At 68.0% G+C, this 20906-nt stretch carries 18 protein-coding genes; 15 read left to right on the top strand and 3 right to left on the bottom strand.

From position 1 onward, the window contains the following. Positions 1 to 7 precede the first annotated feature (7 nt). Positions 8 to 3796, bottom strand: coding sequence for a helix-turn-helix domain-containing protein (locus DMH03_RS15140; RefSeq protein WP_158633091.1), 3789 nt, complete (start codon positions 3794 to 3796; stop codon positions 8 to 10). A gap of 195 nt (positions 3797 to 3991) precedes the next feature. Here DMH03_RS15140 and DMH03_RS15135 point away from each other — a divergent pair, with 195 nt between their 5' ends. The 12 genes from DMH03_RS15135 (at position 3992) to DMH03_RS15080 (ending at position 15365) form a co-directional block, all read left to right on the top strand. Then, positions 3992 to 4987 (top strand): LLM class flavin-dependent oxidoreductase, encoded by a 996-nt coding sequence (locus DMH03_RS15135; protein ID WP_199746407.1) that lies wholly within the window; start codon positions 3992 to 3994, stop codon positions 4985 to 4987. A gap of 476 nt (positions 4988 to 5463) precedes the next feature. Next, positions 5464 to 6258, top strand: coding sequence for an ABC transporter permease (locus DMH03_RS15130; RefSeq protein WP_037311541.1), 795 nt, complete (start codon positions 5464 to 5466; stop codon positions 6256 to 6258). After that, positions 6258 to 7112 (top strand): ABC transporter permease, encoded by an 855-nt coding sequence (locus DMH03_RS15125; protein ID WP_125792589.1) that lies wholly within the window; start codon positions 6258 to 6260, stop codon positions 7110 to 7112. The genes DMH03_RS15130 and DMH03_RS15125 overlap by 1 nt, the downstream gene beginning before the upstream one ends. After that, a complete protein-coding gene (locus DMH03_RS15120) occupies positions 7109 to 8374 on the top strand; it encodes an MCE family protein (RefSeq protein WP_125792588.1) in 1266 nt (421 codons plus the stop codon). The genes DMH03_RS15125 and DMH03_RS15120 overlap by 4 nt, the downstream gene beginning before the upstream one ends. Beyond that, on the top strand, positions 8371 to 9378 hold the full coding sequence (locus tag DMH03_RS15115) for an MCE family protein (protein ID WP_125792587.1): 1008 nt from the start codon (positions 8371 to 8373) through the stop codon (positions 9376 to 9378). The genes DMH03_RS15120 and DMH03_RS15115 overlap by 4 nt, the downstream gene beginning before the upstream one ends. Next, positions 9375 to 10364 (top strand): MCE family protein, encoded by a 990-nt coding sequence (locus tag DMH03_RS15110; RefSeq protein WP_125792586.1) that lies wholly within the window; start codon positions 9375 to 9377, stop codon positions 10362 to 10364. Before DMH03_RS15115 ends, DMH03_RS15110 begins: the two co-directional genes overlap by 4 nt. Further along, complete coding sequence (locus tag DMH03_RS15105; protein ID WP_125792585.1) at positions 10361 to 11353, top strand: MCE family protein; 993 nt, start codon at positions 10361 to 10363, stop codon at positions 11351 to 11353. The genes DMH03_RS15110 and DMH03_RS15105 overlap by 4 nt, the downstream gene beginning before the upstream one ends. After that, the gene (locus DMH03_RS15100) at positions 11353 to 12408 is read left to right on the top strand and encodes an MCE family protein (RefSeq protein ID WP_125792584.1); all 1056 of its coding nucleotides are present in this window, start codon (positions 11353 to 11355) and stop codon (positions 12406 to 12408) included. Before DMH03_RS15105 ends, DMH03_RS15100 begins: the two co-directional genes overlap by 1 nt. Continuing rightward, entirely contained in the window at positions 12408 to 13601 is a 1194-nt protein-coding gene (locus DMH03_RS15095; RefSeq protein ID WP_125792583.1) for an MCE family protein, read from the top strand. Before DMH03_RS15100 ends, DMH03_RS15095 begins: the two co-directional genes overlap by 1 nt. After that, positions 13586 to 14089: a hypothetical protein gene (locus tag DMH03_RS15090; RefSeq protein WP_125792582.1), complete on the top strand. Its 504-nt coding sequence runs from the start codon at positions 13586 to 13588 to the stop codon at positions 14087 to 14089. The genes DMH03_RS15095 and DMH03_RS15090 overlap by 16 nt, the downstream gene beginning before the upstream one ends. Continuing rightward, entirely contained in the window at positions 14086 to 14658 is a 573-nt protein-coding gene (locus DMH03_RS15085; RefSeq protein WP_125792581.1) for a hypothetical protein, read from the top strand. The genes DMH03_RS15090 and DMH03_RS15085 overlap by 4 nt, the downstream gene beginning before the upstream one ends. A 50-nt stretch (positions 14659 to 14708) precedes the next feature. Beyond that, positions 14709 to 15365 carry a hypothetical protein gene (locus DMH03_RS15080; protein WP_125792580.1) on the top strand — a complete coding sequence of 219 codons (657 nt, stop codon included), beginning with the start codon at positions 14709 to 14711 and terminating at the stop codon, positions 15363 to 15365. 180 nt (positions 15366 to 15545) lie between these two features. Here the strand turns inward: DMH03_RS15080 and DMH03_RS15075 are convergent, their stop codons facing one another. Beyond that, on the bottom strand, positions 15546 to 16466 hold the full coding sequence (locus tag DMH03_RS15075) for a hypothetical protein (protein ID WP_125792579.1): 921 nt from the start codon (positions 16464 to 16466) through the stop codon (positions 15546 to 15548). Positions 16467 to 16811: 345 nt separating this feature from the next. Between DMH03_RS15075 and DMH03_RS15070 the strand changes: the two genes are divergently transcribed. The 3 genes from DMH03_RS15070 (at position 16812) to DMH03_RS15060 (ending at position 19504) form a co-directional block, all read left to right on the top strand. Continuing rightward, positions 16812 to 17438: a DUF6801 domain-containing protein gene (locus DMH03_RS15070; RefSeq protein ID WP_125792578.1), complete on the top strand. Its 627-nt coding sequence runs from the start codon at positions 16812 to 16814 to the stop codon at positions 17436 to 17438. Positions 17439 to 17508: 70 nt separating this feature from the next. Continuing rightward, on the top strand, positions 17509 to 18129 hold the full coding sequence (locus DMH03_RS15065; protein WP_125792577.1) for a DUF6801 domain-containing protein: 621 nt from the start codon (positions 17509 to 17511) through the stop codon (positions 18127 to 18129). 16 nt (positions 18130 to 18145) lie between these two features. Then, positions 18146 to 19504: a DUF6801 domain-containing protein gene (locus DMH03_RS15060; protein WP_125792576.1), complete on the top strand. Its 1359-nt coding sequence runs from the start codon at positions 18146 to 18148 to the stop codon at positions 19502 to 19504. A gap of 76 nt (positions 19505 to 19580) precedes the next feature. On the opposite strand, the gene DMH03_RS15055 is transcribed toward DMH03_RS15060, so the two are convergent. Further along, complete coding sequence (locus tag DMH03_RS15055) at positions 19581 to 20861, bottom strand: CdaR family transcriptional regulator (protein ID WP_125792575.1); 1281 nt, start codon at positions 20859 to 20861, stop codon at positions 19581 to 19583. Positions 20862 to 20906: the final 45 nt, after the last annotated feature.

Here is a 20906-nt window from a genome sequence, read left to right as displayed (position 1 = left end):
GCCGTGGTCACGGGCACGGAGGCCGGTAATCGAGCCCCGGCAGGTGTTGTTCCCACTCTTCGGGCGTGATCCGCGGGTACACGGTCGCGCAGATGCGTTCGGCGGCCCGTTCGGGGCTGGTTTCCCACAACCGCACGCTGCCGTCCGCGACGGAGCCCGCGAGGGTGTGCCCGTCGGGAGCGAACGCCACCGCGTTGACCCGATCGACGTCGTCGTTCAGGTTCGCCGATTCCCGGACCGCTCCGGGATCGGAGACATCCCATAGTCGCACGGACCGGTCGTAGCTGCCGGTCGCGAGCGTCTTCCCGTCCCCGCCGAACGCGACCGAGATGACGTTGTCCGTGTGCCCGGACAGCAGCGCCGCCTGCCGGGGAGCCGCCGGATTCGTCACGTCCCACAGCCTGCCGGTGCGATCGGCGCTCCCGGTGGCGGCGAGTTTTCCGTCCGGGCTGTAGGCCACCGAGAACACCGTGTCGGAATGTCCCTCCAGCACCGAAAGCTGCTTCGGCGCCTTCGCCATCGAGACGTCCCACAGCCGCGCGGTGTGGTCCCAGCCGCCGCTCAGCACGGTGCGGCCGTCCGGACTGAACGCGATCGAATGGACGTCGTCCTCGTGCCCGGTGAGGGTCGCGAGTTCGACGGGCCGCCGGATGTCGGCCACGTCCCACAGTTTCACCGTGTGCCCGCTGCCCGCGGTCGCGAGCGTCCGGCCGTCCGGACTGAACGCGACCGGGTCGATCTCCTCCTCCGGCCGGTAGAAGACGCCGGTGTCGACCGGCTTCCGCGGATCGGTGACGTCGATCAGCCGCATCGTGTGGTCCCAGGAGCCGGCGGCGAGCGTCCGGCCGTCCGGACTGAACGCGAGACCGCAGACACCTTGGCCGAAGCCCGCGATCTTGCCGAGCTCACGCGGGTTCCGGGTGTCGGCGACGTCGACCAGGCGCACCGCGCCGTCCTGACTGCCGGTGGCCAGCAGTTTCCCGTCGGAGCTGTAGACCGCCCGGCAGGCCGACCTCGCCGGGCCGCTGATCGCGGGCCCCGGCAGATCCCACAGCCGCACCGTCTGGTCGTCGCTCGCGGTCACCAGTGTGCGGCCGTCCGGCGAGAACACCGCCCAGACCACGGCCGCGGTATGCCCGACGAGCGCCGGTTTCTCGCGCGGCTTCGCCGGATCGGTGATGTCCCACAGCCGCGCGGCGCGGTCGAAACCAGTGGTGACCAACGTCGTCCCGTCCGGGCTGAACGCCACGGACCGCACGATGGTCCTGTGCGCGGCCATCGTCCCCAGCGGCGTCGGCGCCATCGGGTCGGCGACGTTCCACAGCCGTGCCGTCTGGTCGATGCTCGCGGTGGCGAGTGTCCGGCCGTCCGGGCCGAACGTCGCGGAGTGGACCCCGGCCGTGTGCCCGTTCACCACGCCGAGTGGCTTGGTCTTGAGCGGGTCGGCGACGTCCCACAACCGCGCGGTCTTGTCGGCGCCGGTCGAGACGAGCGTTCGCCCGTCGGGGGCGTACGCGAGACCGTTGACGTTGCCGGTGTGGCCGGTGAGGGTGGCCGCGAGCACCGGTTTCGCGGGATCGCGGACGTCGAACAGGCGCACCGTGCCGCCGCCGTCCGCGGTGGCGAGCACCGCCGCCTTCGGGCTGAACGCCACCGCGTTGACCCGGCTCGGATGCTCCCCGGCCACCACGCCCGGCCCGGGTTTCGCCGGATCGGCGACGTTCCACAGCCGCACGGTCTTGTCCCAGCCCGCCGTCGCGACCACGGCGGCGCCGAACGCCACCGAGTTGACGTTCTCGGTGTGCCCGGACAAGGTGGCCAGTTCCCGCGGGCGATGGGGATCGCCGACGTCCCAGAGCTTGGCCGTGTGGTCCCAGCTGCCGGTCACCATCACCTGGCCGTCGCCGCGCAGGGCGGCCGCGTTGACGCGGTGGCCGTGGCCGCTGACCCGGGTCGAGTACGGCGACTCGAACATCCCGAGGACGCTGCCGCGGGTGTCCACACTCGGATCGACGCGGTATGCCGCCAGCGCGAGCTGCGCGGCCAGCGCCGGATTCGTCGGCCGCATCTCGATGGCCTGCCCGGCGACCTTCTGCGCGAGGGCGTTGTTGCGCTGGCTCGTCGCGGTCTGTTCGGCTCGCACGGCGTACGCCATCGCGGCCGTCGCCAGCACCAGCAGCACGGCCAGGAGTGCGACCAGCTGGCGCAACCTCCTGGTGCGTCGCCGCGCGACGGTCTGTTCGTGGTTCTCGATCGCCACGCTCGCGTCGAGGAACCGGCGTTCACGCTGGGAAAGCGCGCTGTCGTGCTCCCCCGCCCACTCCCTGGCGATGGACAGCCGAGCGCCGCGGTAGAGCCAGCCGTCGTCGTGGCCGACCGATTCCCACGCGTCGGTCGCCTCGGTGAGCTGACGGTGCACGCGCAGGCCTTCACGGTCTTCGGCGAGCCATTCACGGAGGCGCGGCCAGCCCCGGATCAGCGCCTCGTGCGCGATCTCGATGCCGTTGTCGTCGAGGGTGACCAGCCGCGACGACGCCAGCCTGTCCAGCACGACGGCGACGTCCGGGTCGTCCGCGTCCACCTCGTCGCGGGTGATGCGGCGTTTGGTGTCCTCGGTGCCTTCGCCGAGCGCGGTCATCCGCAGGAAGATCTGGTTCGCCAGCCGTTGCTGGTGCTCGCTCAGCGCGGTGAAGGTGTGCTCGGAGGTCTGCGCGACCGACCGTTCGATCCCGCCGCTGGATTCGTAGCCGGTGAGGGTGAGGGTGTTGCCGTGGCGGCGGCGCCAGGTCTCCAGCAACGCGTGCGAGAGCAGCGGCAGGACGCCGGGCTGCCCGGTCGCGTCGGCGACGAGCCGCGAGACCAGCGCGTTCTCGACGCGGTACCCGGCGTCGATGGCCGGCCGTGAGATCGCCTGCCGCAGCTCTTCGGTGCTCATCGGGCCGACGAGGATCTGCGCGTCCTGCATGGCCTCGACCAGCTCGGGATGCCGCGCGCAGTGCGTGTAGAAGTCGGTGCGGATGCCGAGGACGACCCTGGTCCGGCTCTCCGGTTCGGTCGTCGCGGTGACGAGCGCGGACAGGAAGGCGGCCCGCTCGTCGACGTCCTGGCACAGCGTGAAGACCTCTTCGAACTGGTCGACGACCAGCACAACGTCACCCTCGCGGTCGGCGACCAGCTGACGGGCGGCGAGGCCGAGGTTGCGCGGATGTCCGGTGAACTCGGCGAGCAGCCCGCCGGGCGCGAGCCCGAGCGGGGCGCCGAACTGGACGGCGCACTCCTGCAGCGGCCGTGAACCGGGAGTCATCAGCAGGGTCACGGACGTCTCGCCCGCCGCCGGGAGCAGACCCGCCCGGAGCAAGGACGACTTACCGGAACCGGAAGCGCCCAGAACCGCCAAGAATCGTTGGTCCGAAAGCCTAGTGACGAGTTTTCGGACGAGTCGTTCGCGACCGAAGAATCGGCTCGCGTCAGCCGCCCCGAATGCGGTCAGACCGATATAAGGGGCAGATTCCCCATTCAGTGGAGCAACCGGTGAATCGCTGACTCCGGTGCGCGTCCGCTCGGTCACGTCGTGCCAGCGGGCCTCCCACTCCTCCTCGGGGCCGTCGCACGCCCGGACATAGGCCAACGTCACCGCCAAGCTGGGCATCTTCTTCCCGCCGGCCGCTTCGGAGAGGGTGCCCGCGGAGTAATGGGCACGCCTGCCCAGCTCGCGGTACGTCGGATTTCCGGCCTTCTCCCGCAGACGCCGGAGATCGGCGGCGAACTCCAGTAACGGATCGTCCCCTGGGTCCAAAGGTCGCTCCGGACGCGGCACCCTTAATCCTTTCTTTTCAGTGGTTTTCCCACGGTCGCATTCGGGGGCAACCGTACCTTGGAAACGGGGGAACTCCGCCGAGTACCGGGTACATCGAGTCGGTTAATTTCGATCGATTGACAGGTGCTCGACGTCACGGGAAGGGATCGGGTGCCCGCCGCGTTGTACCGATGCGTGACCTCTTTGCCTGACATCCCGCTGTCCGTGCTCGACCTCTCGCCCGTCGTGGCCGGGGGCGGCGTGAGCGACTCACTGCGCAACACCCTCGACCTCGCGCGCCGGACCGAGGCGCTCGGCTATCACCGGTACTGGCTCGCCGAGCACCACAACATGCCCGGGATCGCCAGCTCCGCGACCGCCGTGATGATCGGCCAGGTCGCCGCCGCCACCGAACGCATCCGGGTCGGCTCCGGCGGGGTCATGCTGCCGAACCACGCGCCACTGGTGGTGGCCGAGCAGTTCGGCACCCTGGAGGCCTTCCACCCCGGCCGGATCGACCTCGGCATCGGGCGCGCGCCGGGCACCGACCAGCGGACCGCGCTGGCGCTGCGCGGCCCCGGCGGACTCTCCGCGGAGAACTTCCCGCAACAGTTCGCGGAACTGCTGGCCTACTTCGAGCACTCCGACCAGCGCGCGGTCAACGCCGTGACCGCCGAAGGCAACAAGCCGCCGGTGTGGCTGCTCGGGTCGAGCGGCTTCAGCGCGCGGATGGCGGGCGAACTCGGCCTGCCGTTCTCGTTCGCGCACCACTTCAGCGCCGAGAACACGCTTCCCGCCGTGGCGCTCTACCGCGACGCGTTCAAACCGTCGGACGTCCTGGACGAGCCGTACGTGATGCTCGGCGTCTCCGTGGTCGCCGCCGAGACCGACGAGCGCGCCCAGTACCTGGCCGCCCCCAGCGGACTGACCTTCCTCAGCCTGCGCAAGGGCCGCCCCATCCCGCTTCCGACGCCGGAAGAGGCCGCGGCCTACCCGTACACCGACATCGAGCGCGTGTTCATCGAGGACCGGGCCGCGAGCAGCATCATCGGCTCGCCCGAGACCGTCCACAAGGGACTCGAGACACTGCTCGCCGACACGGGCGCGAACGAGCTGATGATCACGACCATGGTGCACGACCAGGCGGACCGGGTGCGGTCTTACGAGTTGGTGGCCGACCTGGCGCGCTGACGGGCGGTCCCGGTGCCATGAACGGTCCTTTACTTGCAAAATTTGCAAGTAAAGGACCGTTCATGGCGTCCGCAGGCCCGCCGGCGGCGCGCCGTGAGGGCCTCCTTGCCTACCTTGAGGGTAGGGAAGGAGGCCCTCACGGACCTTCACGACACTTGGCACCCCAGGCTGGTTCCGTGAAGGCGGCATAGCGGGCCACGAATGGACCAACGCGCCGCCGAGCACGAAAGAACGGACAAGATCCCCGTTCGCCTTTGTCACAAAAGAACAAGAATTCACCGGTTACCAGGACGTGACGTCTTGATCACACCGAAGTTCTTGTCACCAGGCAGGCACGTGATTAGCGTACCGACCAGTAGCAAACAGCACGGTAACACCCCGTTGACCCTATTCAACGATTCCGTTCCGCCATTCGGAGCAAAGGAATTGCGCAAGCTGGGGTGTATTCGCCGTGCCCGGAAAACTGGAGGGTCGGCGTGGGCGTCCGGACTAACGCACCCTCATTCCCCGGCGCGGGTGCGCTCCGGGAGACCGGCAGGCTCTACTCACTCGGTCTCGACGTCGTCCGCCTGACCTTCCGGCGGCCGTTCCAGGCCCGCGAGCTGATCCAGCAGTTCTGGTTCATCGCGAGTGTGTCGATTTTGCCGACGGCGCTGGTCGCGATCCCGTTCGGCGCGGTGATCGCGTTGCACATCGGTTCGCTGACCGCGCAGATCGGCGCGCAGTCCTTCACCGGCGCGGCCAGTGTGCTGGCGATCATCCAGCAGGCCAGCCCGATCGTGACGGCGTTGCTGATCGCGGGGGCCGGCGGGTCGGCGATGTGCGCGGACCTCGGGTCGCGCACGATCCGTGAGGAGATCGACGCGATGGAGGTGCTCGGGGTCTCCCCGATCCAGCGCCTGATCGTGCCGAGGGTGCTCGCCGCGATGGGGGTCGCCGCATTCCTGAACGGAATGGTCAGCGTGGTCGGCGTCCTCGGCGGCTATTTTTTCAACGTCATCATGCAGAACGGGACACCGGGTGCGTATCTGGCCAGTTTCTCCGCTCTCGCGCAACTGCCGGACCTCTGGATCAGCGAGATCAAGGCGGTCATCTTCGGTTTCGTCGCGGCGATCGTCGCCTCTTATCGCGGGCTCAATCCGAAAGGCGGCCCGAAAGGCGTCGGTGACGCGGTGAACCAATCCGTGGTGATCACGTTCCTGCTCCTGTTCCTGTTGAACCTCGTGCTGACGACGCTTTACCTGCAGCTCGTCCCGGCGAAGGGCAGCTGATGGTCACGACGACTCCCCCCAAACGCGCGGAACGGGTCCGCGAGGCCGTGGACCGCCGGTTCGGGTTCCTGGACACGCTCGGCGACCAGATCCTCTTCTTCCTCAAGGCACTCGCCTGGGTGCCGCGCGCGCTGCGCCGCTATCTCCGCGAGATCACCCGCCTGCTGGCCGAAGTCAGCTTCGGCAGCGGCGCGCTGGCGGTCATCGGCGGCACGATCGGCGTGATGATCGGGATGACCGTGTTCACCGGCACGGTCGTCGGGCTCCAGGGTTACTCGGCGCTCAACCAGGTCGGCACGTCGGCGTTCGCCGGGTTCGTTTCCGCGTACTTCAACACCCGCGAGATCGCGCCGCTCGTGGCCGGGCTGGCCCTGTCGGCCACCGTGGGCTGCGGCTTCACCGCACAGCTGGGCGCGATGCGCATCTCCGAGGAGATCGACGCGCTGGAAGTGATGGGCATCCCCAGCGTCCCGTACCTGGTGACCACCCGGATCATCGCGGGGTTCCTCGCGGTCATCCCGTTGTACGCGATCGGCCTGCTGACCTCGTATCTCGCGTCACGCCAGATCACCGTCTGGTTCTACGGCCAGTCCGCGGGCACCTACGACCATTACTTCCTGCTGTTCCTGCCACCGGGCGACGTGCTGTGGTCGTTCGGCAAGGTGCTGGTGTTCAGTGTCGTGATCGTGCTCGCCCACTGTTATTACGGCTTCCGCGCGAGCGGCGGCCCGGCAGGGGTCGGTGTCGCCGTCGGGCGCGGGGTGCGGACCGCGATCGTGGCGGTCAGCGTGCTGGACTTCTTCCTCAGCCTCGCGATCTGGGGCGCGACCACGACGGTGCAGGTGGCCGGATGAGCCGGCGCGGGCTGCGCAAGGCCGGGGTCAGGACCGCCGGGGTGCTGTTCCTCGTGGTGATGTCCGCCTTCGTGCTGCTGTCGATCAAGATCTACCGGAAGGATTTCGTCGAATCCGTGCCGGTGACGCTGCAGGCGGACCGGGTCGGCAACCAGTTGCGCACGGGCGGGCAGGTCAAGGCACGCGGCGTGGTGGTCGGCGAGATCCGCGACGTCCGCGCGACGCCGGGTGGCGCGGAGATCGACCTGGCCATGGAGCCCGGCAAGGTTTCGCAGCTGCCGAAGAACGTGTCCGCGCTGCTCGTGCCGAAGACCCTGTTCGGTGAGCGGTACGTGCAACTGTCCATTCCGGACGGATCACCCGCCGGACCGTTGAGCGCGGGCGACGTGATCACCCAGGACCGCTCGGCCAACGCGATCGAACTCGAGCGCGTCTTCGACAATCTGTTGCCGCTGCTCAAGGCGGTGCAGCCGCAGAAGCTCGCCACCACGCTGACCACGGTCGCCACCGCGCTGGAAGGTCGCGGCGACCAGATCGGCGACACACTCGCCACCGCGGCCGCCTATCTGAAGGACTTCAACCCGAACCTCCCGAAGCTGAACGACAACATCCGCGACCTCGCCACGGTCACGAAGCTGTACGGCGACATCGCGCCGGACCTGCTCGACGCGCTGAGCGCCTCGGCGGTCACCCTCGACACCGTCAAGGAGAAACGTGCCGAACTGGCGACGGTGTACCAGCAGGTGACGGCGTCCTCCCAGCACGTCACGACGTTCCTCCTCAACAACCGCGCCAACATCATCGCGCTCGCCGCCGACAGCAGGGCACCGCTGGAGGTCGGCGCGAAGTACTCGCCGAGTTTCGCCTGCACGCTGGACGCGCTCGCCAAGCTCAAGCCGCAGATGGACAAGGTGCTGGGCGCCGGCACGGACGAACCCGGGCTGCACGCGGAGATCATCGTCAGCCAGCCCCGCGGCAAGTACGTGCCGGGCAAGGACGACCCGGTCTACAACGCCACCGGCGAACCGCGCTGTTATCCGACGAACGGCCTGATGGGCCAGGGGATCGTGGCGACCGGTGAGAAGACCGCGGGGCTCCCCGGCGCGCAGGGCGACCTCGGCCTGGCGAACTCGCCGCAGGAACGGGAACTGATCTCCACGCTGGTCGCGCCCTCGATCGGTGTCCCTGCCAACCAGGTCCCCGCATGGGGCAGCGTGCTCGTCGGGCCGCTCTACCGGGGTACGGAGGTGACCGTGCGATGAGGAACTTCGTGAGCCCGCTGATCAAGGGGCTGATCTTCGTCGTCGTCACGACGCTGGCCACGGTGCTGCTGGCGGTGTCCATCACGAACACCGGCCTAGGCGACACCAAGACCTACAGCGCCAAGTTCCTCGACGCGACGTCGCTGAACGTCGGCGACGACGTCCGGATCTCCGGGGTGCGGGTCGGCCAGATCGCGGAACTCGAGATCGCCGACCACAGCCTGGCCCGCGTCCGGTTCTCCCTCGACTCGCAGCGCAGTCTGCCCGCCGACGTGAACGCGGTGATCAAGTACCGCAACATGGTCGGCCAGCGCTACATCGCGCTCGAACGGGGCAAGGGCACCCGCGAGACCCTGGCGCCCGGAGCGGAGATCCCGCTGGAGCGCACGACGCCCGCGCTGGATCTCACGGAACTGTTCAACGGCTTCAAACCACTGTTCCAGGCCCTCTCCCCCAAGGACGTCAACCAGCTCTCCGGCGAGATCGTCCAGGTGCTTCAGGGCGAAGGCGGCACGGTGGAAAGCCTCCTGGCGCACACCGGTTCGCTGACCACCACGCTCGCCGGCCGTGACAAGGTGATCGGTGACGTGATCACGAATCTGGACACCGTGCTGAAGAGCATCAACGGCAAGGGTGACGCACTGTCCACTCTGGTCTCCACGCTGAAGGAGCTGGTGTCCGGCCTCGCCGGTGACCGCACCGAGATCGGGGAGGCCGTCTCCGGGCTCGCCGACCTCACCACCGCCACGGCCGGTCTGCTCGAACAGGGCAGGAAACCGCTCAAGGACAGCATCGAGGGGCTCGGCCTGCTGGCCGGTCAGCTGACCACCGACGAGGCCAAGGCCGAAGTCGACCGCGTCCTGACCGTGCTCCCGGGGAAACTGAACGAACTGGGCCGGATCGGCTCCTACGGATCGTGGATGAACTTCTACCTGTGCTCGTCCGTGCTGCAGACCAAACCTCCGCGCGGGGTCCCGGCGACGGCGGAGAGGTGCACGGCGTGAAACCCTTCAAGGAGCGGAATCCGATCGTCATCGGTGTCGTCGGCAGCGTCATCGCCGCCGGGCTGCTGACCGCGACGCTCAACTACGAGGCCCTGCCGATCGTCGGCTCGGGGACCACCTACCAAGCCGAATTCTCCGAAGCGGCGGGCTTGCAGGCCGACGACGAGGTCCGCATCGCCGGGATCAAGGTCGGCACGGTGAGCGACGTCCGGCTCGCCGAAGACCACGTGGTGGTCAGCTTCCGGGTCAAGGACGCCTGGGTCGGCGACAAGACCGCCGCCGAGATCAAGATCAAGACCCTGCTCGGCCGGAAGTTCCTCGCGCTCCGCCCGACCGGCGAGACGGTGCAGAACCCGAAGCAGGTCATCCCGCGCACCAGGACCGTGACGCCCTACGACGTCACCGAGGCGTTCAACGGGCTGGCCGACACTGCGGGCGCGATCGACACGGATCAGCTCGCGGAAAGCTTCACCACACTCAGCGACACGTTCAAGAACTCGCCCGAGCACATCAAGAAGGCGCTCGAAGGGCTGACGTCGCTGTCGAAGACGGTGTCCTCCAGGGACAACGAGCTCGCCAGCCTGCTGTCGAACGCGCACGGGCTCACCACGACGCTCGCGAACTCGAACGACGACTTCGCCAAACTCCTCTCGGACGGCAACCTGCTGCTGACCGAACTGGACAACCGGCGACAGGCGATCCACGACCTGCTGACCGGCTCGCAGGAGCTCGCCACCCAGCTTTCGGGCCTGGTGAAGGACAACAAGGACCAGCTCGGCGGCGCGCTCGCCCGGCTCGGAGAGGTGACCGACATCCTGCAGCGGCAGAACGACAATCTCGCCAAGAGCCTGGACCTCGCCGCGCCGTACTTCCGTGTGGTGAACAACTCGCTCGGCAACGGACGCTGGGTGGACAGCTACCTGTGCGGGCTCGTCCCGGAGAACCGGGACCCGTGCCTGCCGAAGATCCCGGGAGGTGGCCGATGACCAGCCGCTTCGTCACCCTGGCACTGGTACTCGCGCTGGCCGTCGTCGGCGGTCTCTGGTGGATCTTCTCCGGCAACGGGCTCGACCGCGTCACGGTGTACTTCTCGCGGGCGGTCGGTGTCTACAGTGGATCGGACGTGCGGGTGCTCGGCGTCCGGGTCGGCCAGGTCGAATCGGTGACCCCGGAAGGGGAACAGGTCAAGGTCGTCCTGACCGTCGACGGGTCGACGCCGATCGCGGCCGACACCAACGTGCTGGTCGTGGCGCCGAGCGTGGTGGCCGACCGGTACGTCCAGTTCACCAAGCTCACCCGCGCCGGGAACCGGCTGGACGACGGCGCGGTGATCCCGGTGGAGCGCACCGGCACGCCGGTGGAACTCGACCAGCTCTACTCCAGCCTCGACACTCTCGCCAAGGCGCTCGGCCCCAAGGGCGCGAACGCCGACGGTGCGCTTTCGGAATTGCTGCGCACCGGCGCGAAGAACCTGCAGGGCAACGGAAAGCCGTTCAACGATTCGGTGCGCAACTTCGCCGACCTCGCGAGGACCTTGTCCGGCAACTCGCAGAACCTGTTCGCCACCGTCGACGAGCTTCAGCGGTTCACCTCGATGCTGGCGACCAACGACCGGAACGTCAGCGAGGTCAACAAGCAGCTCGCTTCGGTGACCGGCACGTTGGCGCAGAACAAGGACGAACTCGCCCGCGCGCTCAACGGCCTCGGCGGCGCCCTGGCGGAGATCCAGCAGTTCATCAAGGACAACCGCGCGCTGATCAAGTCCAATGTGGACAAGCTCGCGGTGACAACGGGGACGCTGGTCGACAAACGCGCCGCGCTGGCCGAAACCCTCGACACGATCCCGCTGGCGGTGACGAACGTGCTCGGCGCCGTCGACCCGAAGACCGGGAAGCTGCAGAGCCGCGGCAACATGCTCGAATACGCCCCGCTCCCGCTGCCGGTCGCCGGCGACACCTACACCGGGGGGCGCTGATGGCCACGAAACGGTCGATCGCCGTACTCGCCGCGTGCTGTGTCGCGCTCACCGCCTGTTCCTCCGATTTCAAGGGCGTCTACGACCTGCCGCTGCCCGGCGGCGCGGATATCGGTGACCATCCGTACCGGGTGACCGTGCAGTTCGCCGACGTACTCGACCTGGTCCCGCAGGCCGCGGTGAAGGTGGGCGACGTACCGGTCGGCCGGGTCGAGAAGATCCAGCTCGGCGAGGACGGCTGGACGGCCGAGACCGTTTTGGCGCTCAACGGCGACGTCCACCTGCCCGCCAACGCCATCGCGCGGCTGCGGCAGTCCAGCCTGCTCGGCGAGAAGTTCATCGAGCTCGCCCCGAGCGCGGCGAGGGCCGAAGGCAGGCTGGGCGACGGTGGGGTGATCCCGGTCGCGAGCACGAACCGCAACCCGGAGTTCGAGGAGGTCTTCGGCGCGCTGTCCCTGCTGCTCAACGGCGGCGGGATCGGCCAGTTGCAGACCATCAACCGCGAGCTGTCGAAGGTGATGGACGGCAACGAGGAGGAGATCCGCTCCTTCCTGTCCACTGTGGAACAGCTGGTGTCCAATCTGGACTCGCATCGGTCGGAGATCACCTCGGCGCTCGACGGGCTCAACCAGCTCTCGGCGACACTGGCCAACCGGAAGAAGCAGGTCGAAGGCGCGCTCACCGACCTCACCCCCGGTCTTCAGAGCCTTTCCGACCAGCGCACACAGCTCGTCTCGATGCTGCAGGCGCTGGACCGGCTTTCCGGGGTCGGCGTCGACGTGATCAAGAAGAGCAAGGCCGACCTCGTCGCGGACCTCACCGCGCTCGCGCCGATCCTCAAACGGCTGGCCGACGCCGGCGAGAACCTGCCCAAATCGCTGGAGATCCTGCCGACGTTCCCGTTCACCGACGCCGTCCGCGACGGGATCAAGGGCGACTACCTGAACGTCTACGCCTCGATGATCCCCGCACCGGGCGTCGAACTCCCACCACCGGGCGAAGGCGTCCCGCCGGACCTCCCGACCCTGCCGCTGCCGTCCTCCGGAGGTAGCTGATGCTCACCGCCCGTGTCCGGATCCAGGTGATCGCGTTCGTCGTCCTCGCGCTGGCGACGACGGCGTTCGTCGGCGCCAACTACGCGGGGCTCGACCGGCTCTTCGGGGCGAGCGGGTACACCGTGAAGCTCGCGCTGACCGACGGCGGCGGCCTGTTCACCAACGGCGAGGTGACCTATCGCGGCGTCGCCGTCGGCCGGGTCGGCGAACTGCGGCTCACCGCCGGCGGCATGGAAGCGGATCTCCTGATCGACGACGACGCGCCGCGGATCCCGGCGAACTCGCGGGCGGTCGTGGCGAACCGGTCCGCGGTCGGCGAGCAGTTCGTCGACCTGCAGCCGCGGACCGGCGACGGGCCGTTCCTCGCCGAAGGTTCGGTCATCCCGCGCGAGGCGACGAGTGTGCCGCTACCGGTGCAGCATCTGCTGACCGATCTGGACTCGCTGACCGCGTCCGTGCCGACCGAGGATCTGCGGACCGTGGTCGACGAACTCGACAACGCCCTGCGCGGTTCCGGCGCGAACCTGCAGGTGCTGCTGGATTCCACCACCGACTTCACCAAACAGGCCGCCGATCACCTGCCGCAGACGGAGAGCCTGCTCACCGACGGCTCGACCGTGCTGAAGACCCAAGTCGACTCGTCACAGGCTTGGCGGCAGTTCAGCGGCAACGCCAAGCAGTTCGCCGAACAGCTGTCCCGTTCGGACGGTGACCTGCGACGGCTGATCACGACCGCGCCCGAAGCGGCGACCCAGCTCTCCGGGCTGTTGCGGGACAACGAGCCGGGCCTGCCGATCCTGCTGGCGAACCTGCTCACCACGTCGCAGGTGTTCTCCGCGCGCACCGACGGCCTCCGGCAGCTGCTGATCAACACCCCGAAGGCGGTGTCCGCGGTCGACGCCTCCGTCGACGAGCAGTCCGGGAAGATCGAACTGGTACTGACCTTCTTCGACCCGATGCCCTGCACCAAGGGCTACGAGGGCACGAAGACCCGCAGCAGCGCGGACCTCGCGCCGCTGCCGTTCAACACCGGTGCCGCGTGCACGCTCGACAAGGGCAACCCGAGTTCGGTCCGCGGCTCGCAGAACGCGCCGAAGGGCGGCGTCCCGCCCGCCGCGATCCCCGGCGGCTTCGGCGCCGACGGCCAGCCGACGTCCACCAGCCTCGAGGAGATGTTGTGGCTGCGCAACTGAAGATCGCGATCGCCGTGTTCGCCGCGGCCTGCGCGTTCGCGGGATGGGCCGGGTACACCTGGTTCACCGCGACGGGTTCGACGGCGGTGGCCTACGGGAACTCGCGTGACGAAGCGCTGAAGAGCGGACGTGAACTCGTCGCCCGGCTGACCAGCCTCGATCACCATCGGGTCGACCAGGGCATCGCCGACTGGCTCGCCGCGTCCACCGGCCCGCTGCGCGATCAGCTTGGCAAGACCGACGACGCGACCAAGCAGACCCTGACCAAGGACGCGACGGTCTCGACGGGCAAGGTGCTGGACGCGGCCATCAGCGAACTGGACGACCACGCCGGAACGGCCAAGATGCTGGCTTCGGTGGAGATCACCATGGCGAAGGAAGGCGCGGCGCCGACGACGAAGCGCAACCGGTTCGCCGCCGGGCTGACCAGGACCGGCGAGGGCTGGAAGCTCAGCGCGCTCGACCAGCTCCCGGTGGGTGCGCGATGACCGCCACGGCCGACGCTTCCGTCGAACCCGAAGCCGAACCCGAAGTCGTCGCCGAGAAGCCGTCGCGCCGCCCGAAGCCGCCGCTGATCCTGCTGGTCGCGGCGGCCGTACTGGTGGCGGCGGGCGCGTGGTTCACGCTGGAGGCGAGGTCGATCTCGGCGGCGCCGTCGGCGGCCAACACCGCGCTCACCGACGTCGGCGCGACGGCCGAGGTGAACTCCGCGGTGACGGTGGCGCTCAACAAGATCTTCTCCTATTCCTACGACCGGACCGACGTCACCGAAAAGGCGGCCGCTTCGGCGCTGAGAGGTAAGGCGCTGGAGTCGTACAACCAGTTGTTCGCCCAAGTCCGGGAAAAGGCACCGGCACAGAAACTCGTCCTCACGACCCGCGTCTCCTCATCCGCCGTCCAGGAACTCGGCGGCGGTAAAGCGAGGCTGCTGGTATTCCTCGATCAAGCGGCGACAAGGGCCGACAACAATTCGTCGACGACGGCCGCGGCGCAGCTTTCGGTCACCGCTGAACGCGAAGGCGAGAACTGGGTCATCACCGACCTCGTCCCCCGATGATCCCTCATTCGTCCGCTTTGTAAAACAGGAGAGAAAACGAGGAGAAACCCATGTTCGGTCGAACGCGCCCGAAAACCGCTCGTCGCCGTCTCGGCACGGTCGTCGCGCTCACTTCCGCGATCGCCGTGGCGGGCAGCCTCGCCGCGTCGCCCGCCCTCGCGGACGACCCGGTGGAGATCCCGGTGTCCTACACCGTCACCGGGAAGACCACGGTCAAGAAGACCGGCGGCACCCTCGACCTCGGCCCCGGTCAGCTCGACGGTGCCCTCGTCATCGACGGTGACAACGTCGGCATCCGAGGGAACCTGTCCCTGCCGCCCTCGACGGCGAACATCTCGCTGGTCTCGGGGGTCTTCAAGATCAAGGCCCGCGTGCGGATCGAGCCGACCGGCCCGGTCACCGGCACGCTCGCCAACGGCGACCTGACCACCCATTCGCAGGCGAACATGCTGATCGACAACATCGTGGTCGGCCTGTTCTGGCCGGTCATCCCGCTGCCGACGGTGCCGAACGCCTGCAAGACCGTCAAGCCGCTGGACCTGACGCTGGTGTCGAAGAACGTCGACCTGTTCGCCCCGTCGATCCCGTCTTCGGGGACGTTCACCATCCCGGAGTTCAAGGACTGCTTCATCAACGACCTCGCGCTGGGGGCGTTGATCTCCGGTCCGGACAACACCATCACCCTGAACATGAAGTCCAACGTCTGAGGCTCGAGTCCGGTCCGTGAAGGTCTCCTTGAGGGACTCTGGGTCCCTCAAGGAGACCTTCACGGACTCGCGAGAGTGACCGCGGTCGTGGGGATGTCGTGAAGGGCCCCTTTGAGACGTTGATCGTCTCAAAGGGGCCCTTCACGACATAAGAGCTCGACGCCGGGTCCGCCTCGCAGTTCAGCAGAACTGCGGCGCGGCAGGGTCGACCAACGCGACGCCGGTGCCGTCACCTGCGGAAACGGCGTAGACCGGAGCACAGACGCCCGAGAACTTCCACATGTCCATCGGCGGTTCCGAGCTGGTGTCCCGGCTCTCCTGTTTCAGGTTGCTGCCCCAGGCGAAGACGCTTCCGTCCGCCTTCAGAGCCACGTTGTGGTTGTAGCCGGCGTCGATGGCGACGACGTCCGATTGCGCCTCGGGCGGCACGGAAGCCTGGCCGTAGGTGTTATCGCCCCAGGCGAGGACGCCGCCGTTCTTCAGCGCGATGCTGTGGCGGAACCCGCCCGAGATCGCCGTCACCCCGGAGGTCGCCGCCGCCGGCACGGTGATCTGGCCCTTCGAGTTGCTGCCCCACCCGATCACGCCGCCGTTCTTGAGCGCGAGGCCGTGGTCGACACCCGCCGAGATCGCGGTGACCCCCGAAGTGACCGTCGCGGGGACGGTGGTCCGCGAACCCCAGCTCAGCACGCTGCCGTTCGTCTTGAGCGCGAGGTTGAAGTAGGCGCTGGTGGAGATGGCCTTGACGCCGGAGGTGGCGGCGGCGGGTACGACGTTCTGGCCGTAGAAACCGTTGCCCCAGGCGATCACACCGCCGTTCTTGAGGGCCAGTTCGTGCGCCCAGCCCGAGGCGATCGCCGACACACCGGACGTGGCCGCGGCCGGAACGGTGGCCTGGCCGTAGTTGTCATTACCCCAGGCGACCACGCCTCCGTCCTTCAGGGCCAGATGGGTGATCCCGCCCGCGGAGACCGCGCTCGCGCCGAACGCCGAGGCGGGCACTGTGCCCTGCCCCTGCCCGTAGTCGTTGCTCCCCCACGGCCGCGGTTCGCCGGTCGGCGCGGCGTCGGCGATACCGGAAAGGGAAACCGTGGCGATCATTACGGCTATCGTGGATGTCGTCACGCGCCGTGTCGTGGATCGTCGATTGACTGAAGCCATGCGGGAAATGTTAACCCGGCTCCACCGATCGACCCCGTCTTTGTCATCGGCGGACAAACTTCATAATCGCATTCAGCGCGGACTGACAAGAAAGAACGGTTTCCGCCCCCACTGCGAAACCTGTCGACATGGATACTTGTTACGTACATAACTCGCGGGTAACCTCGGTTTACCCCACCACCGAGAAAGCCGCTCAAGTCGAGCATATTTGATCAGAAAAATTCGCCGAAAGGCGCATGGGGAAAGCCGTCCGAGACGTAAACTGGATCAAAGGAGATGACAGGTATGTCCCGCAGACTTGGCAAGTTGTCAGCCGGTGTCGCCACCACCGCCGTCGTGATGGGTGCCGTCGCCGTGCTCACCGCCGGCACGGCCGCCGCCGCGACCACCTACGCCACCGGCACGGTCGCGTACATGTGCAACTTTCCCGCTATCGGCCAGCAGCAGCTGGACGTGAAGGCCCAGTTCACCGGGCCCGATTCGGTCGCATCGGGCGGCACCTTCACGCCGTCGAGCATCAGTGGCACCGCGACGATCAGCGCCACCATCAACGCGCTGCTCAACAGCGCCAACTACGACGGTGTCCGCGGCAAGGTGAACATGCCGGTCACGGTCACCAACGCCACCCCCGCCTCGGCGTCGGTGACGAACCTCGACGTCCCGACCCAGATCAACCCGTACGTGCCGGGGCCGCGGACGTTCAACATCCTCCAGGACGCGGGCACCGGCGTTCCCACGTTCACGGCAGGCACGCCCGGCTCCGCGACCGCCTCCCTCGGCACCACGATCAGCGCGCCGCTGGAGTTCCACAAGAAGGACGGTTCCTGGACCAAGTGGAGCTTCAACTGCACGGTGAAGAACACCAACCCGGCGCAGAACCGCGCGTTCAGCCCGGCCGTCCCCATCACCTGATGAACCATCCGTGCGGGGCGGGGACGCCCGCCCCGCACGGTCTCCATCATCGGCCATGAGAGGAACCCTTATGGGACAGCAGGTCCGCCGGGCAGGCGTCGTCTCCGTCATCATGCTCGGCGCGGCCTCCCTGCTCACCGTCGGGCAGGCTTCGGCCGCCACCTCTCACACGACCGGGACCGTCACGTACATGTGCGGCTTCCCGATGATCGGCCAGCAACCGCTCGACATCACGGCGAGGTTCGACATCCCGGGCCCGGTGTCCGCGGGCGGCGCCTTCACACCGGCCGCGATCGCCGGCACCGCGACCTTCAGCGCCATCCACAACGCGACGATCTTCAGCGCCGCCAACTACGACGGCCTCCGCGGCAAGGTGAAAGCGCCGGTGACCGCGACGAACGCCACCCCGGCTTCGGCGACCGTCACCGGGCTGGACCTGCCCGAGCAGATCACCCCGTACGTACCCGGGCCGCGCACGGTCGGCTTCACCCAGGACTCGGCCACCGCCGTTCCCGTTTTCACGGCGGGCGCTCCCGGCCAGGCGACCTTCGCGCTCGGCACCACGTTCCGACTCGAAGTCGAATTCCACAAGCGGGACAACACATGGACCCCGTGGACACTCGGCTGTACGGTCAAAAACACCAACCCGGCACAGAACCGCGCGTTCGCCCCGGCGATCCCCGTCGTTTGACGCGAGAGGAAACCAGATGACGCAGCAGGTTCGCCGGACACTCGGGAGGCTTCCCGTACTGGCGGGCGTGATCCTGCTCGCGGGTGTGAACGGCGCCTTGGCCTCCTCGGCGGCGACCGATCCGGCGACCCCGCCGAAAGCGCCCTTGCAGGGGGCTTCCCCCGCGCACCAGACCCTGGCGAACACCTGTGCCTTCCCGGATCCGGTCGGCGAACGTCCGGTCACCATGGACGTCCAGGCCACGCTGCCCAAGGTCGTCCAAACCGGAAAACCGGTGCAGGTCAAGGATTTCTCCGTCACCTTCACCCTCGGCGAGGGAACGCTGGGCGCGCTCACCGAGGTGGCAGGCACGGCGAAGATCGAGCTCACGGCCACGCGCGAGGACAAGAAGGCCCAGATCCCGGTGACCCTTGAGATCCCGGCGACCAAGGTGCCCGCCACCGGTGAGCTGAAGCTGGTCGCGACGGGCAAGGTTCCCGACATCATGGCGACCCGCCCCGGCGAACTCCGGCTCACCACGGGTGCCCCGTCCCTCGAGCTTTCCGCGGCGCAGGCGGAGGCGCCGCGGAATCCGATCACCTGCACGCAGACCCCGGATCAGGACACCAAGCTGGGCAGCGTCACGATGCTCGAGATGGGCATCGCCAAACCGAAGACCGTCAAACCCGGGCAGAAACCCGGCGCCGGAACGCACGCCACGAACGAAGAGCCACCGCCGGACGCCGTGTTCCCCTTGCAGCCCTTCGAATCGCAAGGCACGTCGTCGGTGAAGAAGCTCGGTGCCTTCGTCCGGTTGACCCCGTCGTTCATCTTCAACGCCTTCTACTACCTCTACCCGGCGCCTCCCCACCGCAGCACCGGCTCCACCATTTTGCCGCCGAGCAAGATGACCATCCTCGGCTTCGGTTTCGTCCCGATCAACGGGACGATGGAGCTCCTGCCCGCCGACTACAAAACGGGCAACACCGTCATCGACGTCGAGACCATGCTGCACGGGGACACCACGACGACGGCCACCTTGCGGCTCGAACTCTTCGGGAAACTGAAGGATCTCACCATCAACGGTGTCCCCCTCGACGTCGGCGACAACTGCATGACCAGCGAACCGATCGTGCTGAACCTGCGCGGGCCGAACTGGAACGCGTTCACCGGCGGCGTGCTGCGGACCGATCCGAACGACCCGGAACCCGCCTACAAGGGCTTCACCCTGCCCAAGTTCTCCGGCTGCGGGGTCAAGGAGAACCTCGACTCCCTGCTGAGCGGAATGGGGTCAGGGCCGGACAACCAGGCGTGTATCGGGGTCAATCAGGTCGGCTTGCCCTGGGAAGCGGAACGCAAATGCCCGAACACGGACCCGCCGGTGGGGCGCCGCTGACCGCTTCCGGAGTGTCATGAAAGGGTCGTTCAGGACGAAAAACGTCCTGAACGACCCTTTCATGACATCCAGGTGGCTACGAGCCGCTCGGCGTCCACTGTGGACTCTTGCGCGGCGACGGCAGCACCTCCGGCAGCGCGAACCCCGCTGACGCCGACGCACTGACACCGGCCCGCAGCGCGAGTTCCATCTCGAACCGCGCTCCCGGGTCGCGCAGGTGCTCGCCGAAGGTCGCCTGCAACTGCCGCATGCGGTACCGGACGGTCTGCGGGTGCACCTGGAGGCGCTCGGCGATGTCGACGACGTTGCCTTGGCTGTCGAGCCAGGCGCGAAGGGTTTCGAGCAGCCTTTCCTGCTGTTTCCCGGTCATTTCGGCGAGCGGGGCGAACAGGCGGTCACGCAGCCGGCAGGTGAGCGCCGCGTCGGCGTTCACGAGCAGGGTGGCGAGGTGGTCTTCGGCGCGGATCACCCGCCGCGCCTGGATGATGCCGCGTTCGGAGAGATGCAGGGCGTCGCGCGCCCAGCGAAGGGAATCGGCGACGGAGTCCAGCGGACGGCACGGTCCGATCGACAGCCGGTAGTCCGGCAGCGCGGCCTGCAAGGTGGCCAGGCGGGCGCCGGAGATCTCGCCGGGGACGAGCAGACGCGGCTCAGCGGAGTCGAGTTCGGCGAGGACGTCCGAATCGACGGCGTTGTGCCGCCGGGGTCTGACGTTGTCGCCGAGCGGGTGCAGCACCACCGGCGTCGCTCGCTCGGGCACCGTCCAGCCGGTCAGCTGCGCGAGTTCCGCGATCGCCTTGGACGGCGCGGGCGGCGTTTCCAGCACCAGGTGCAGCAGTTTGCGGCGCCACGTGTCCAGTGCCCCCGCGGTGCGCGCCTTCGCTTCGAGGTACCCGTCCAGCGCGACGGACGCGAGTTCGTCCATGAACGCGAGCATCGCGTCGGCCAGTTGCGACATCACCGCGGACGAAAGCCCGCTGCGGCGGCCGACGCGCATGATGCGCCGCCACGAGACGCGGGCACCGACCCGGTACGCCGACTGGAGGGTGTCGAGGCTGCGGCCTTCCCGCATCTCGTTCTGCCCGAGCCGATGGTGGACCTCGTGCGACTGTTCCTTGGAGACACTCGGATCCGCGATCTGCGCGACGAACAACGTGATCGCGTATTCGACGCCTGCCCGGATGGACTTGCCGTAGGGCCCGTCGAGCGGGCGCGCGTACGCGGGGATGGTCGCCCGGATCTCGTCGACGATCTCGTTGGCGAGACTGCCCAGTTCCGGTCGCAAAATGTCGGCGAGCTTACGCGGCAGTGCTGCAGGAGGCTGCGCAGCGTGTTCGATCCCGCGCTCCACCGACATCGCAGCTCCTTTGCTCCGCCCAGCGTCCTGACATCCCACGATCGT

The sequence above is a fragment of the Amycolatopsis sp. WAC 01376 genome (genome assembly GCF_003947415.1).
GTDB lineage: Bacteria > Actinomycetota > Actinomycetes > Mycobacteriales > Pseudonocardiaceae > Amycolatopsis.
This window is presented reverse-complemented; position numbering and strand designations above follow the sequence as displayed.